At 57.7% G+C, this 13667-nt stretch carries 11 protein-coding genes; 5 read left to right on the forward strand and 6 right to left on the reverse strand.

What is annotated here, in order from left to right; all coding sequences use genetic code 11:
- Positions 1–359: 359 nt before the first annotated feature.
- From mnmE to rpmH, 5 genes are all read right to left on the reverse strand, one after another.
- Positions 360–1730: a tRNA uridine-5-carboxymethylaminomethyl(34) synthesis GTPase MnmE gene (mnmE, locus tag AD663_RS00005; protein WP_003187203.1), complete on the reverse strand. Its 1371-nt coding sequence runs from the start codon at positions 1728–1730 to the stop codon at positions 360–362.
- 79 nt (positions 1731–1809) lie between these two features.
- Positions 1810–3492: a membrane protein insertase YidC gene (yidC, locus tag AD663_RS00010; RefSeq protein ID WP_003187204.1), complete on the reverse strand. Its 1683-nt coding sequence runs from the start codon at positions 3490–3492 to the stop codon at positions 1810–1812.
- A gap of 2 nt (positions 3493–3494) precedes the next feature.
- On the reverse strand, positions 3495–3740 hold the full coding sequence (yidD, locus tag AD663_RS28005; protein ID WP_010465488.1) for a membrane protein insertion efficiency factor YidD: 246 nt from the start codon (positions 3738–3740) through the stop codon (positions 3495–3497).
- Positions 3733–4134 (reverse strand): ribonuclease P protein component, encoded by a 402-nt coding sequence (rnpA, locus tag AD663_RS00015; protein ID WP_003187205.1) that lies wholly within the window; start codon positions 4132–4134, stop codon positions 3733–3735. The genes yidD and rnpA overlap by 8 nt, the downstream gene beginning before the upstream one ends.
- A gap of 16 nt (positions 4135–4150) precedes the next feature.
- On the reverse strand, positions 4151–4285 hold the full coding sequence (rpmH, locus tag AD663_RS28010; protein WP_003213577.1) for a 50S ribosomal protein L34: 135 nt from the start codon (positions 4283–4285) through the stop codon (positions 4151–4153).
- 566 nt (positions 4286–4851) lie between these two features.
- Here rpmH and dnaA point away from each other — a divergent pair.
- The 5 genes from dnaA to gabP all read left to right on the forward strand — a co-directional run bounded on the left by dnaA (position 4852) and on the right by gabP (position 12754).
- Positions 4852–6369, forward strand: a complete 1518-nt coding sequence (gene dnaA, locus AD663_RS00020) for a chromosomal replication initiator protein DnaA (protein ID WP_053213051.1) — start codon at positions 4852–4854, stop codon at positions 6367–6369.
- Between the two features lie 39 nt (positions 6370–6408).
- Positions 6409–7512: a DNA polymerase III subunit beta gene (gene dnaN / locus AD663_RS00025; protein ID WP_003177083.1), complete on the forward strand. Its 1104-nt coding sequence runs from the start codon at positions 6409–6411 to the stop codon at positions 7510–7512.
- Between the two features lie 20 nt (positions 7513–7532).
- Entirely contained in the window at positions 7533–8636 is a 1104-nt protein-coding gene (recF, locus tag AD663_RS00030) for a DNA replication/repair protein RecF (protein ID WP_003177084.1), read from the forward strand.
- Between the two features lie 5 nt (positions 8637–8641).
- Positions 8642–11059 carry a DNA topoisomerase (ATP-hydrolyzing) subunit B gene (gene gyrB / locus AD663_RS00035; protein ID WP_003177085.1) on the forward strand — a complete coding sequence of 806 codons (2418 nt, stop codon included), beginning with the start codon at positions 8642–8644 and terminating at the stop codon, positions 11057–11059.
- A gap of 300 nt (positions 11060–11359) precedes the next feature.
- Positions 11360–12754 (forward strand): GABA permease, encoded by a 1395-nt coding sequence (gene gabP, locus AD663_RS00040; RefSeq protein WP_003177086.1) that lies wholly within the window; start codon positions 11360–11362, stop codon positions 12752–12754.
- Between the two features lie 54 nt (positions 12755–12808).
- On the opposite strand, the gene AD663_RS00045 is transcribed toward gabP, so the two are convergent.
- A complete protein-coding gene (locus AD663_RS00045; protein ID WP_003177087.1) occupies positions 12809–13543 on the reverse strand; it encodes a response regulator transcription factor in 735 nt (244 codons plus the stop codon).
- Between the last annotated feature and the right edge of the window lie 124 nt (positions 13544–13667).

The raw sequence follows: 13667 nt of genomic DNA on the forward strand, positions 1-13667 counted from the left end.
CTTACTGAGGCACCTTTCTGTGGATAAAGCGCTGTAGCCCTTTATTTTCAGTATGTACAGAGGTTCAAAACCCTGTGTTCAGGTGGCAGTGAGTGGCTTGGATAACCGGTGTAAGCCTGTGGATGAATGACGATGTTATCCACAGAGGCGATTATCTTCAGTTTTGAAGGGGGTTTATCTACTGACCTCAAGGCCAGTTATTCACAGGTCTTAATCCACAAGCAGCAGCCCAATGGGGACACCGTAGCGTCCATAGGCACGCCGCCATCAAGGGCAATCGTTTAAAAAAAGAAAGGGGAGGAACCGGGTTTGCGTTGCGCTCGATAGTTTCGAGAACAAACCCGGTTGCAAAGGTGGTGTTATTTACCGATGCAAAAGCTTGAAAAGATTCGGCCCAGCAAATCATCAGAGCTGAAAGCGCCGGTAATTTCACCAAGGGACTGTTGCGCCAGTCGAAGGTCTTCGGCCAACAGCTCACCAGCCCCCGCCAAGGTCAGCTGCGCACGACCGTGTTCCAGGGCTGTGCTGGCGTGACGCAGAGCCTCTAGATGCCGCCGACGGGCGCTGAAGCTGCTTTCCGAGGTTTGCTCGTAGCCCATGCAGGCCTTGAGGTGTTCGCGCAACAGTTCCAGACCCTCACCTGCCGATTTGGCGCTGAGGCTGATAGTCACGTGGCCATCGTCGCTGATTTCCAGGACGATTGCTTCACCGGTCAGGTCCGCCTTGTTGCGAATCAACGTAACCTTTGCCGGATCCGGGCGCACTTCCAGGAATTCGGGCCACAAGGCGAAGGGATCATCTGCTTCCGGCGAGGTGGCATCCACTACCAGCAACACCCGGTCGGCTTCACCGATGGCCTTCAATGCCCGCTCGACGCCAATCTTTTCCACCTGATCGTCAGTGTCCCGCAGGCCTGCGGTGTCCACCACATGGAGCGGCATCCCGTCGATGTGGATATGTTCGCGCAAGATGTCTCGGGTAGTGCCGGCAATTTCGGTAACGATGGCTGCCTCACGGCCGGCCAAGGCATTCAGGAGGCTGGATTTGCCCGCGTTTGGTCGTCCAGCGATTACCACGGTCATGCCATCGCGTAACAATGCACCTTGCCCTGCTTCACGCAACACTGTGGATAACTCATCGCGGATCTTGTCGAGCATGCTCAACACATGGCCATCGGCGAGGAAGTCGATTTCCTCTTCCGGAAAGTCGATTGCGGCCTCGACGTAGATGCGCAGGCCGATCAATTGCTCGGTGAGGTTATGCACACGCTGCGAAAAGGCGCCCTGCAAGGAGCGCAGCGCGTTGCGCGCGGCCTGTGCAGAGCTGGCTTCGATCAAATCGGCGATGGCTTCAGCCTGGGCCAGGTCGAGCTTGTCGTTAAGAAACGCCCGCTCGCTGAACTCCCCGGGCCGAGCCAGGCGACAACCGAGTTCAAGGCAGCGCTTGAGCAGCATGTCCAGTACGATCGGTCCGCCGTGCCCTTGCAGTTCGAGCACGTCTTCGCCAGTGAAAGAATTCGGTCCCGGAAAATACAAGGCCAGGCCTTCATCCAACACTTGCTGGTCATCACTGAAAAACGGCCCGTAGTGAGCAAACCGCGGCTTGAGTTCACGACCGCTGATCGCCTTGGCCGCAACACCGGCCAAGGGCCCCGAAATACGGACAATGCCGACGCCCCCGCGACCTTGGGCGGTGGCAACGGCGGCAATGGTTTCACGCGGTGCGTTCATAAACCGGTATCCAGACAAAAGTGGTAGATAGCAAAACGCCCCACTAGGGGGCGTTTTGTGTGGTTATCCACAGAGCAAGTTACGCCTCGGCTTTTTTCGTAGCCGCTTCGATCTTACGCGTGATGTACCACTGCTGAGTAATGGACAACACGTTGTTCACAACCCAGTACAGCACCAGGCCAGCTGGGAACCACAGGAAGAAGAAGGTGAAGATGATTGGCATCATTTTCATGACCTTCGCCTGCATTGGGTCCGGAGGCGTTGGGTTCAGCTGCTGCTGGATGAACATGGTCGCGCCCATGATGATCGGCAGGATGAAGAACGGATCCTTGATCGACAGGTCGGTAATCCACAGCATGAACGGTGCCTGACGCATCTCCACGCTTTCCAGCAGAACCCAGTACAGCGACAGGAACACCGGCATCTGCACAAGAATCGGCAAGCATCCACCCAACGGGTTGATCTTCTCTTTCTTGTACAACTCCATCATGGCTTGGGACATTTTCTGCCGGTCATCGCCATGTTGCTCTTTCAGCGCAGCCAGTTTCGGTGCCACTGCGCGCATGCGCGCCATGGATTTATAGCTGGCAGCCGACAGCGGGAAGAAGATCCCTTTGATCAGCATGGTCAGGAAGATGATCGACCAGCCCCAGTTGCCGACGATGCTGTGGATATGTTGCAGCAGCCAGAAGATTGGCTGGGCAATGAACCACAGGAAACCGTAGTCGACGGTCAATTCCAGACCTGGGGACAACTCTTTCAGCACCGCCTGGCTTTTAGGGCCGGCATACAGAATGGCGCTGGTTTCGGCTTTTGCACCTGGCGCGGCAGTCAATGTCGGGCCGGTGTAGCCGATGATGAAGTTGCCTTTGCTGTCTTTACGCGTCTGGACGATGTTGCTGTCGCCCTTCTGCGGGATCCAGGCGGTTACGAAATAATGCTGCAGCCAGGCAACCCAACCACCTTGGACGGTTTCCTTGAGCGGTCCCTTGTTCATGTCCTTCATGGACACTTTCTTGTACGGCTCCGAACTTGTCCACAGGGCAGCGCCCAGGTAAGTCGCGGTGCCGGTAGCAGTGCTGGAAGAAGGATCGTCGCTGGCGTCACGCTTGAGTTGGGCAAACATCGCGCCGGACCATGGCTGGGCGCTCTGGTTGTCGATCAGGTACGAGACGGTGACGTCATACAGGCCGCGTTTCAAGGTGAAACGCTTGATGTAGTTGACGCCGTCCTGGCTGAACTTCAGGTCTACGACCAGTTGGTCCTGACCGTCAGCCAGTTGATAAGTCTTCTTCTCGGCGGAGTACACAGGGCGACCGGCCGGGCTTGCATCCGGACCATTGGTGCCGATCAGGCCACTTTGGGCCAGATACGTGCGCTCGTTACCGTTGTCGAACAACTGGAACGGGATTTCCGGATGATCCTGGCGGCGCGGATACAGCGGCAGCTTCAGCTGGGCGACGTCACCACCTTGTGGATCGATGGCCAGCTCGAGCACGTCCGTCTTGATCTGGATAAGATCTTTGCTCGCAGCCACTGGGGCTTCGGCAGGAGCGCTGGTATCGCTTGCCGCGCGCGGGATATCGTCATTGCCAGCGGTGCTATTGGCAGTTGGGACATCCGGCAGGCTCGGTGCGGTATTGCTGGCTGCAACATTCTGAGTCGGCAAGGCAGCCTGGCCATAGTCCTGGTTCCATTTAAGGACCATGACATAGGACACGATTGCCAGGGCGACGATCAGGATCGTGCGTTTGATATCCATGATTACTCGGCCATCGAAGAAGAACGGGAGGTAGGGATAGGCGGAACCGGGTCATAACCGCCGGGATTCCACGGATGACAGCGACCTAAACGACGAAAGGTCAGCCAGCCACCGCGCAGAAGGCCATGATTTTCTATGGCTTCGTACGCGTAGCAGGAACAGCTGGGGTAGAAACGACAGTGACTGGCCATCAAAGGACTAATGGCATAGCGATAAAACTGGATCGGAACGAGTGCCAGTTTACGCATCGGGACTGTCTACCCCTACAGTTTCGGTGTTGACTGCTGGTACTGGCTTGCTGCGTGCCAGACGCTTCCAGAGCTTGCCGAAATGCTGAATCAATTCGGGGTTTTCTACATCACCCAAACCTTTGCGCGCGACGATAACGATGTCCCATCCGACCAGTGAATCCTGGTTCAGGCGAAACGATTCGCGCATCAGACGTTTGAGGCGATTGCGCTCAACGGAGAGCTTGACGCTCTTTTTCCCGATAACCAGCCCTAGTCGGGGGTGATCGAGATCGTTGTTGCGCGCAAGGAGCAGGAGATTTTTCCCCGGAACCTTGCCGGTAGGGGAGTCAAAGACTGCCTTGAAATGCCGGGGTGTAAGCAGACGCTTTTCCCGACTGAAGTCCTGACTCACCTCCAGTGCCGGATTATCAAACTGCCAGACGCGCACGACCTTTGGCGCGACGACGCGACAGGACGGCACGACCGTTCTTGGTAGCCATGCGAGCACGGAAACCGTGGGTACGAGCGCGTTTGATAGTGCTTGGTTGGAAAGTACGTTTCATGTCGTGTTACCTGGTTCGTCCACAACGGGCCGGAATGGCCCCCGTTTTAAGAGACCGGGGATTCTAGAGAAAGCAAGCCTCTAGGTCAATTTCCAACCAGCGTTTCCTTTAAATAGATATCCGCTCCCCTGGTTGCCTTCGTCACGCAACGCTAGATATAGAAATAAAGAAGGGAATTATTTAAAGCTTTTCTGTAAAGCTTATAAAAGCAAGGCCGCCATCCTTCTGTGGATAACTGCCTTGGGCCCAGGTATCACGCTGTGTACAGAGAATGACAACTACGGGGGAAAGCGGTGGCAAGCCTGTGCCGCGCTGTCGGATAAGCTGTGTGTGGAAAGGGTAGTTATCCACAGTCGGGTTATCCACCGACTTCAACCCCCACTTGTACAACGAGCTCATGGGGGGTTATCCACAGAGCTTATCCACCGACCGCCGGTCGGCTTTCTTTCTGTTAAGACATTGATAAATCATGGGCGAACAGCAACCTGCATGTGGATAAGTGGGCGCCTGCTCGCTACAATGGCCGCTTGTTTTTGCCTCACCGGCTTTCAACTTAGGGGATATCCGTGTCAGTGGAACTTTGGCAGCAGTGCGTGGAGCTTTTGCGCGATGAGCTGCCTGCCCAACAATTCAACACTTGGATCCGTCCACTACAGGTCGAAGCCGAAGGCGACGAGTTGCGTGTCTATGCACCGAACCGCTTCGTTCTCGACTGGGTCAACGAAAAGTACCTGGGCCGGGTCATGGAGCTGCTCGACGAGCACGGCAATGGCATGGCGCCTGCGTTGTCCTTATTAATAGGCAGCAAACGCAGTTCGGCACCGCGCGCGGCGCCCAATGCACCGCTGGCCGCCGCAGCGTCCCAGGCCCAGGCCGCCGCGGCGCCGGTTAACAACCACGCCGCGCCTGCACCTGCGCCGAGCAAGCGCAATACACAAAAGGCCGCCGAGGTCAGCGAAGAGCCTTCGCGCGACAGCTTCGACCCGATGGCCGGTGCCAGCTCGCAGCAGGCACCGGTACGTGCCGAACAACGCACTGTCCAGGTCGAGGGCGCGCTCAAGCACACCAGCTACCTGAACCGGACCTTTACCTTCGAGAATTTCGTCGAGGGTAAGTCCAACCAGCTGGCCCGCGCGGCCGCCTGGCAGGTCGCGGACAACCCCAAGCATGGCTACAACCCGCTCTTCCTTTATGGCGGTGTCGGCCTGGGTAAAACCCACTTGATGCACGCGGTAGGTAACCACCTATTAAAGAAGAACCCGAATGCCAAGGTTGTGTACTTGCATTCCGAGCGTTTCGTGGCTGACATGGTCAAGGCACTGCAGTTGAACGCAATCAACGAGTTCAAGCGTTTCTACCGCTCGGTAGACGCCTTGCTGATCGACGACATCCAGTTCTTCGCCCGCAAGGAACGTTCCCAGGAAGAGTTTTTCCACACCTTCAACGCACTGCTTGAGGGCGGGCAGCAGGTCATTCTCACCAGTGACCGTTACCCGAAAGAAATCGAAGGCCTCGAAGAACGCCTCAAGTCGCGTTTCGGCTGGGGCCTGACGGTGGCCGTCGAGCCGCCCGAGCTGGAAACCCGCGTCGCGATCCTGATGAAGAAAGCCGACCAGGCCAAGGTCGAGTTGCCTCACGACGCCGCGTTCTTCATTGCTCAGCGTATTCGCTCGAACGTGCGTGAGCTCGAAGGTGCGCTCAAGCGGGTGATCGCTCACTCGCACTTCATGGGCCGCGATATCACCATCGAGTTGATTCGCGAGTCATTGAAGGATCTGCTGGCATTGCAGGACAAGCTGGTTTCTGTGGATAACATTCAGCGTACCGTGGCTGAATACTACAAAATCAAGATTTCCGACTTGCTGTCCAAACGCCGTTCGCGTTCGGTCGCTCGTCCGCGCCAGGTAGCCATGGCCCTGTCCAAGGAACTGACCAACCACAGCCTGCCGGAAATTGGCGATGTGTTTGGCGGGCGCGACCATACTACGGTGCTGCACGCCTGCCGCAAGATCAACGAACTTAAGGAATCCGACGCGGACATCCGCGAGGACTACAAGAACCTGCTGCGTACACTGACCACTTGATGACCACCAGCGCAGCTTATTAAGGCAAGGGACTAGACCATGCATTTCACCATTCAACGCGAAGCCCTGTTGAAACCCCTGCAACTGGTCGCAGGCGTCGTCGAACGCCGCCAGACCTTGCCGGTACTTTCCAACGTGCTGTTGGTTGTCGAAGGCCAGCAACTGTCGCTGACCGGTACCGACCTGGAAGTCGAGCTGGTCGGTCGAGTACAACTTGAAGAGCCTGCTGATCCAGGTTCCATCACCGTGCCGGCGCGCAAGCTGATGGACATCTGTAAAAGCCTGCCCAACGACGCGCTGATCGACATCAAGGTCGATGAGCAGAAGCTCGTGGTCAAGGCCGGTCGCAGCCGCTTCACCCTGTCGACGCTGCCAGCCAACGATTTCCCGACCGTTGAAGAAGGCCCGGGTTCGCTGACCTGCAGCCTTGACCAGAGCAAACTGCGGCGCTTGATCGAGCGCACCAGCTTCGCCATGGCCCAGCAGGACGTTCGCTACTACCTCAACGGTATGCTGCTGGAAGTGTCCGCTGGCGTGATCCGCGCCGTTGCCACCGACGGGCACCGCCTGGCCATGTGCTCGATGCAGGCCGATATCGGACAACCGGATCGCCATCAGGTGATCGTGCCGCGCAAAGGCATCCTGGAATTGGCCCGCCTGCTGACTGAACCGGATGGCAACGTCAGCATCGTGTTGGGCCAGCACCACATTCGCGCCACCACCGGCGAGTTCACCTTCACCTCGAAATTGGTGGACGGTAAATTCCCTGACTACGAGCGCGTGCTGCCTAAAGGTGGCGACAAACTGGTATTGGGCGACCGTCAGGCCCTGCGTGAAGCCTTCAGCCGTACCGCGATTCTGTCCAACGAGAAGTACCGTGGCATTCGTCTGCAACTGGCCAACGGTCAGCTAAAAATCCAGGCGAACAACCCGGAGCAGGAAGAAGCGGAAGAAGAAGTGGGCGTTGACTATAACGGTGGCTCCCTGGAAATCGGCTTCAACGTCAGCTATCTGCTCGACGTGTTGGGCGTGATGACCACTGAGCAGGTACGTTTGATCCTGTCTGACTCCAACAGCAGTGCGCTGGTGCAAGAGTCCGACAACGACGATTCGGCTTACGTTGTCATGCCGATGCGTCTGTAATCATGCCCAGCAGAAGCTAGATGTCCTTAAGTCGCGTCTCGGTCACCGCGGTGCGCAATCTGCACCCGGTGACCTTCTCCCCTTCCCCCCGCATCAATATCCTTTACGGCGCCAACGGCAGCGGCAAAACCAGCGTCCTGGAAGCCGTGCACCTGCTTGGCCTTGCCCGTTCGTTTCGTAGCAGCCGTCTGTTGCCGGTCATCCAGTACGATCAACTGGCATGCACGGTATTCGGTCAGGTAGAGCTGGCGGAAGGTGGTCATAGTGCCTTGGGTATTTCCCGGGACCGGCAGGGTGAGTTCCAGATTCGGATTGATGGACAAAACGCTCGCAGCGCCGCCCAACTGGCGGAGATCCTGCCGTTGCAGCTGATCAACCCGGACAGTTTCCGCTTGTTGGAGGGGGCGCCGAAGATTCGCCGGCAGTTTCTCGACTGGGGTGTGTTCCACGTGGAACCGCGCTTCATGTCGACGTGGCAGCGCTTGCAGAAGGCGCTGCGCCAGAGAAACTCTTGGCTGCGACATGGTACACTTGACGCCGTTTCGCAAGCGGTTTGGGACAGGGAACTGTGCCAGGCCAGCGCTGAAATAGATGAATACCGCCGCGCTTACATCAAAGCCTTGAAACCGGTCTTCGAGCAGACCTTGAGCGAACTGGTTGAGCTTGAGGGCCTGACGCTCAGCTATTACCGAGGCTGGGACAAGGACCGGGAACTGAGTGCCGTGCTGGCTGGCTCGCTGCAGCGGGACCAGCAGATGGGCCATACCCAGGCCGGACCCCAACGTGCTGATTTGCGTCTTAGATTGGGCGCCCACAACGCTGCGGACATCTTGTCCCGCGGTCAGCAGAAGTTGGTGGTTTGCGCCTTGCGTATTGCCCAAGGGCACCTGGTGAGCCAGGCCCGTCGCGGGCAGTGTATTTATCTGGTGGATGACCTGCCGTCCGAACTGGACGAAGCCCACCGTCGTGCGCTGTGCCGCTTGTTGGAAGACTTACGCTGCCAGGTGTTCATCACCTGTGTAGATCACGAATTATTGAGGGAAGGCTGGCAGACGGAAACGCCAGTCGCCCTGTTCCACGTGGAACAGGGCCGTATCACCCAGACCCACGACCATCGGGAGTGAAGGCATTGAGCGAAGAAAATACGTACGACTCAACGAGCATTAAAGTGCTGAAAGGCCTGGATGCCGTACGCAAACGTCCCGGTATGTACATTGGTGACACCGACGATGGCAGCGGTCTGCACCACATGGTGTTCGAGGTGGTCGACAACTCCATCGACGAAGCCCTCGCCGGTTATTGCGACGACATCAGCATCATCATCCACCCGGATGAGTCCATCACCGTTCGCGATAACGGCCGTGGCATCCCGGTAGACGTGCACAAAGAGGAAGGCGTTTCCGCCGCCGAGGTCATCATGACCGTGCTGCACGCTGGCGGTAAGTTCGACGACAACTCCTACAAGGTATCCGGCGGCCTGCACGGCGTAGGTGTGTCGGTAGTGAACGCGCTGTCTGAACAACTCGTACTGACCGTACGCCGCAGCGGCAAGATCTGGGAACAGACCTACATCCACGGCGTGCCTCAGGCACCGATGGCGATCGTTGGCGACAGCGAGACCACCGGCACCCAGATTCACTTCAAGGCTTCCAGCGAAACCTTCAAGAACATCCATTTCAGCTGGGACATCCTGGCCAAGCGGATCCGCGAGCTGTCCTTCCTGAACTCCGGTGTGGGCATCGTCCTCAAGGACGAGCGCAGCGGCAAGGAAGAGCTGTTCAAGTACGAAGGCGGTCTGCGAGCGTTCGTTGAATACCTGAACACCAACAAGACTGCGGTCAATCAGGTGTTCCACTTCAACATCCAGCGTGAAGACGGCATCGGCGTGGAAATCGCCCTGCAGTGGAATGACAGCTTCAATGAGAACCTGTTGTGCTTCACCAACAACATTCCACAGCGCGACGGCGGCACTCACCTGGTGGGTTTCCGTTCGGCGCTGACGCGTAACCTGAACAACTACATCGAGCAGGAAGGCCTGGCGAAGAAGCATAAAGTCGCCACCACTGGTGACGATGCCCGTGAAGGCCTGACAGCGATCATTTCGGTAAAAGTGCCGGATCCGAAGTTCAGTTCCCAGACCAAGGATAAGCTGGTCTCTTCCGAAGTGAAGACCGCGGTCGAACAGGAAATGGGCAAATACTTCTCCGACTTCCTGTTGGAAAACCCGAACGAAGCCAAGCTGGTGGTCGGCAAGATGATCGACGCCGCCCGTGCCCGTGAAGCGGCGCGCAAGGCCCGTGAGATGACTCGCCGCAAAGGCGCGCTGGACATCGCCGGCCTGCCAGGAAAACTGGCTGACTGCCAGGAAAAGGACCCTGCCCTGTCCGAACTGTACCTCGTGGAAGGTGACTCTGCTGGCGGCTCCGCCAAGCAGGGACGCAACCGTCGCACCCAGGCCATCCTGCCACTCAAGGGCAAGATCCTCAACGTTGAGAAGGCGCGCTTCGACAAGATGATTTCCTCCCAGGAAGTCGGCACCTTGATCACTGCGCTGGGCTGCGGCATCGGCCGCGAAGAGTACAACATCGACAAGCTGCGCTATCACAACATCATCATCATGACCGATGCTGACGTCGACGGTTCGCACATCCGTACCCTGCTGCTGACGTTCTTCTTCCGTCAGTTGCCGGAGCTGATCGAGCGTGGCTACATCTACATCGCCCAGCCGCCGCTGTACAAGGTCAAGAAAGGCAAGCAAGAGCAATACATCAAAGACGACGACGCCATGGAAGAGTACATGACACAGTCGGCCTTGGAAGATGCGAGCCTGCACCTGAACGAAGATGCCCCGGGAATTTCCGGTGAAGCCCTTGAGCGCCTGGTCAACGATTTCCGTTTGGTGATGAAGACGCTCAAGCGTTTGTCGCGCCTGTACCCACAGGAACTGACCGAGCACTTCATCTACCTGCCGGCTGTCAGCCTGGAGCAACTGTCCGATCACGCGGCGATGCAGGATTGGCTGGCCCAGTACGAAGTGCGCCTGCGTACCGTCGAGAAATCGGGCCTGGTGTACAAAGCCAGCCTGCGCGAAGACCGTGAACGTAACGTCTGGTTGCCGGAGGTTGAACTGATCTCCCATGGCTTGTCGAACTACGTTACCTTCAACCGCGACTTCTTCGGCAGCAACGACTACAAGACCGTTGTATCCCTTGGCGCGCAATTGAGCACGCTGCTGGACGACGGTGCGTACATCCAGCGTGGCGAACGCAAGAAAGCCGTGACCGAGTTCAAGGAAGCCCTTGAATGGCTGATGGCCGAAAGCACCAAGCGCCACACCATCCAGCGATACAAAGGTCTGGGCGAAATGAACCCGGATCAGCTGTGGGAAACCACCATGGACCCAAGCTCGCGCCGGATGCTGAAAGTCACCATCGAAGACGCCATTGGTGCGGACCAGATCTTCAACACCCTGATGGGTGATGCGGTCGAACCTCGCCGTGATTTCATCGAAAGCAACGCGTTGGCGGTGTCTAACCTGGATTTCTGATCCTTGCGCTTCGCCCCCGCTCAAAAAAAGCCAACGCTCATGCGTTGGCTTTTTTTTACGCTTTGAAAGTACCAGCCTTCTAAGACACAGCGGTCAAGAGCCGAGTAACTGGGTAACACACTGGCGTAAAGCCTTCACGCTCAATAGGTTAGCGATTTCACGAAGCCCCCGGATACCGGGGGTGTAAGGTTTCCTGGCGTAAAACTTGCGTGTTTAATAACTTACACATCGTTTCTTTAAATTGACAGAGACGATGGGTACGAGGTGGTACGAATAAATCCAACACCAAGGGTAGTCTCAATGAGCGGTACGCAAACTTCCAACACACTGGAGCAAGGACTCAAGCCTCGGCATGTGACGATGCTCTCCATCGCCGGCGTGATCGGCGCCGGTTTATTCGTCGGCTCCGGCCACGCTATCGCCGCGGCCGGTCCGGCGGTGCTATTGGCTTACGCTGCGGCAGGTGCACTGGTGGTATTGGTGATGCGAATGCTGGGCGAAATGGCGGTGGCTTCGCCGGACACCGGCTCCTTCTCGACCTATGCCGATCGCGCGATTGGTCATTGGGCAGGCTTCACCATCGGCTGGCTCTACTGGTGGTTCTGGGTCCTGGTTATCCCGTTGGAGGCCAACGCGGCCGCAACCATCCTGCACGCCTGGTTTCCCAACGTGGCGATCTGGGCCTTCACCTTGGTTATCACCCTGCTGCTGACGGTCACCAACCTGTTCAGCGTGAAAAACTATGGCGAGTTCGAGTTCTGGTTCGCCCTGGTCAAAGTCATTGCGATTGTCGGCTTCGTGGGTCTTGGCATCCTGGCGATCCTTGGCCTGTTGCCAACCAGCCAGGTCAGCGGGGTTTCGCATCTGTTCGACACCCAAGGCTTCTTGCCCAACGGTATGGGTGCGGTATTGGGTGCGATCCTGACCACCATGTTCTCGTTCATGGGCACCGAGATCGTGACCATCGCAGCGGCCGAATCGAAGAACCCCGGCCAGCAGATTTCCAAGGCGACCAACTCGGTCATCTGGCGGATCGGCCTGTTCTATCTCGTTTCCATCTTCATCGTCGTAGCCCTGGTGCCATGGAACGACCCGCTGCTGGCCAGTGTGGGTTCCTATCAGACGGTGCTTGAGCGCATGGGCATCCCCAACGCCAAGCTGATCGTCGATATCGTGGTCCTGGTTGCTGTGACGAGCTGCCTGAACTCAGCGCTTTATACGGCTTCGCGCATGATGTTCTCGCTGGGCAAGCGCGGTGATGCGCCCGTTGTTTCCCAGCGCACCAACAAGAGCGGTACGCCTTACTGGGCGGTGATGTTGTCCACCGCAGCCGCTTTCCTTGCGGTGTTTGCCAACTACGTGGCCCCGGCTGCGGTGTTCGAATTCCTGCTGGCGAGTTCTGGCGCTATCGCCTTGCTGGTCTACTTGGTCATCGCTTTTTCACAACTGCGCATGCGCAAGCAGCGCATGGCCCGTGGTGAAAAAATCGCTTTCAGCATGTGGCTGTTTCCGGGCCTGACTTACGCCGTGATCGTCTTCATCGTCGGTGCCCTGACCATCATGTTGTTCCAGGAAGCCCATCGCGTAGAGATCCTGGCGACCGGTTTGCTCAGCATGCTGGTGGTCGCCTCCGGAATGCTGATCCAGCGTCGTCGGATCAAAAAAACCGGAGGCTTGGTACAGACCCTCGGGTAATATCCACTGTGGTGAGGGAGCAAGCTTCCTCACCACAGAGGCAACCAGTCTTTCCTAACTGGCCACCGACGCCTCACTCCCCGCCGCCACGCTCTCCAATCGATAGCCATAGCCATAAATCGTCAGCAACTGCCATCCCCGATCAGCCGTCAGCCCCAGCTTGTTGCGCAGCCGATAGATATGGGTATCGAGCGGACGGGATGAAGTCATTTCCTCATGGCTCCAGAAGCGCTCGTAGAAATATTCCCGCGATAGTGGCCGGCCCAGGTTAGCAAACAGGCAGCGGGCCAAGCGGTACTCCCGTTCGGTCAGGCTGATGGGGATACCCGCGCGGGTGATGGTCAGTTCGGCGTCGTCGAACGTCAGGTCATTGAACACCAGCACATCATTGGCCGGGGCGCGTTGCAGGTTGTGGCGGCGCAGCACGGCGGCGACCCGGGCCTTGAGTTCGTTGGGCCGAAACGGCTTGCTCACGTAATCGTCGGCCCCAGCGTTGAGGGCCTGGACGATATCGTGCTCGCCGTCGCGGCTGGTGAGCATGATCGCGGCCGGTGGCGAGTCCATGTGCTCACGGGTCCAGCGCAACAGGGACAAGCCACTGATATCGGGCAACTGCCAGTCGAGAATCAGCAAGTCGAAGGTTTCCCGGCGCAATTGCCGCAACAGGTCTTCGCCGCGTTCGAAACTGTGCAGGGTCCAGGCCTGCTCGCCCCTGCCGGGAATCTGTTGAAGTGTCTGTTCTACCCGGCGCAGCTCGGCCGGTTCGTCATCCAGTATGGCGACACGCATGGGACGCGATTTCCTTATCTCGGAAGTAACGGACATCTCAGGTGGCATGCGCAGCAGTGGCCCCGTCGCTGGCTGTGACAATACCGGCTCGCGGCGCAGAGGGAAAGGTAGCAGCGCGCCACCC

The sequence above is a fragment of the Pseudomonas sp. Q12-87 genome, assembly GCF_001269755.1.
In the GTDB taxonomy this organism is placed as follows: Bacteria; Pseudomonadota; Gammaproteobacteria; order Pseudomonadales; family Pseudomonadaceae; genus Aquipseudomonas; species Aquipseudomonas fluorescens_S.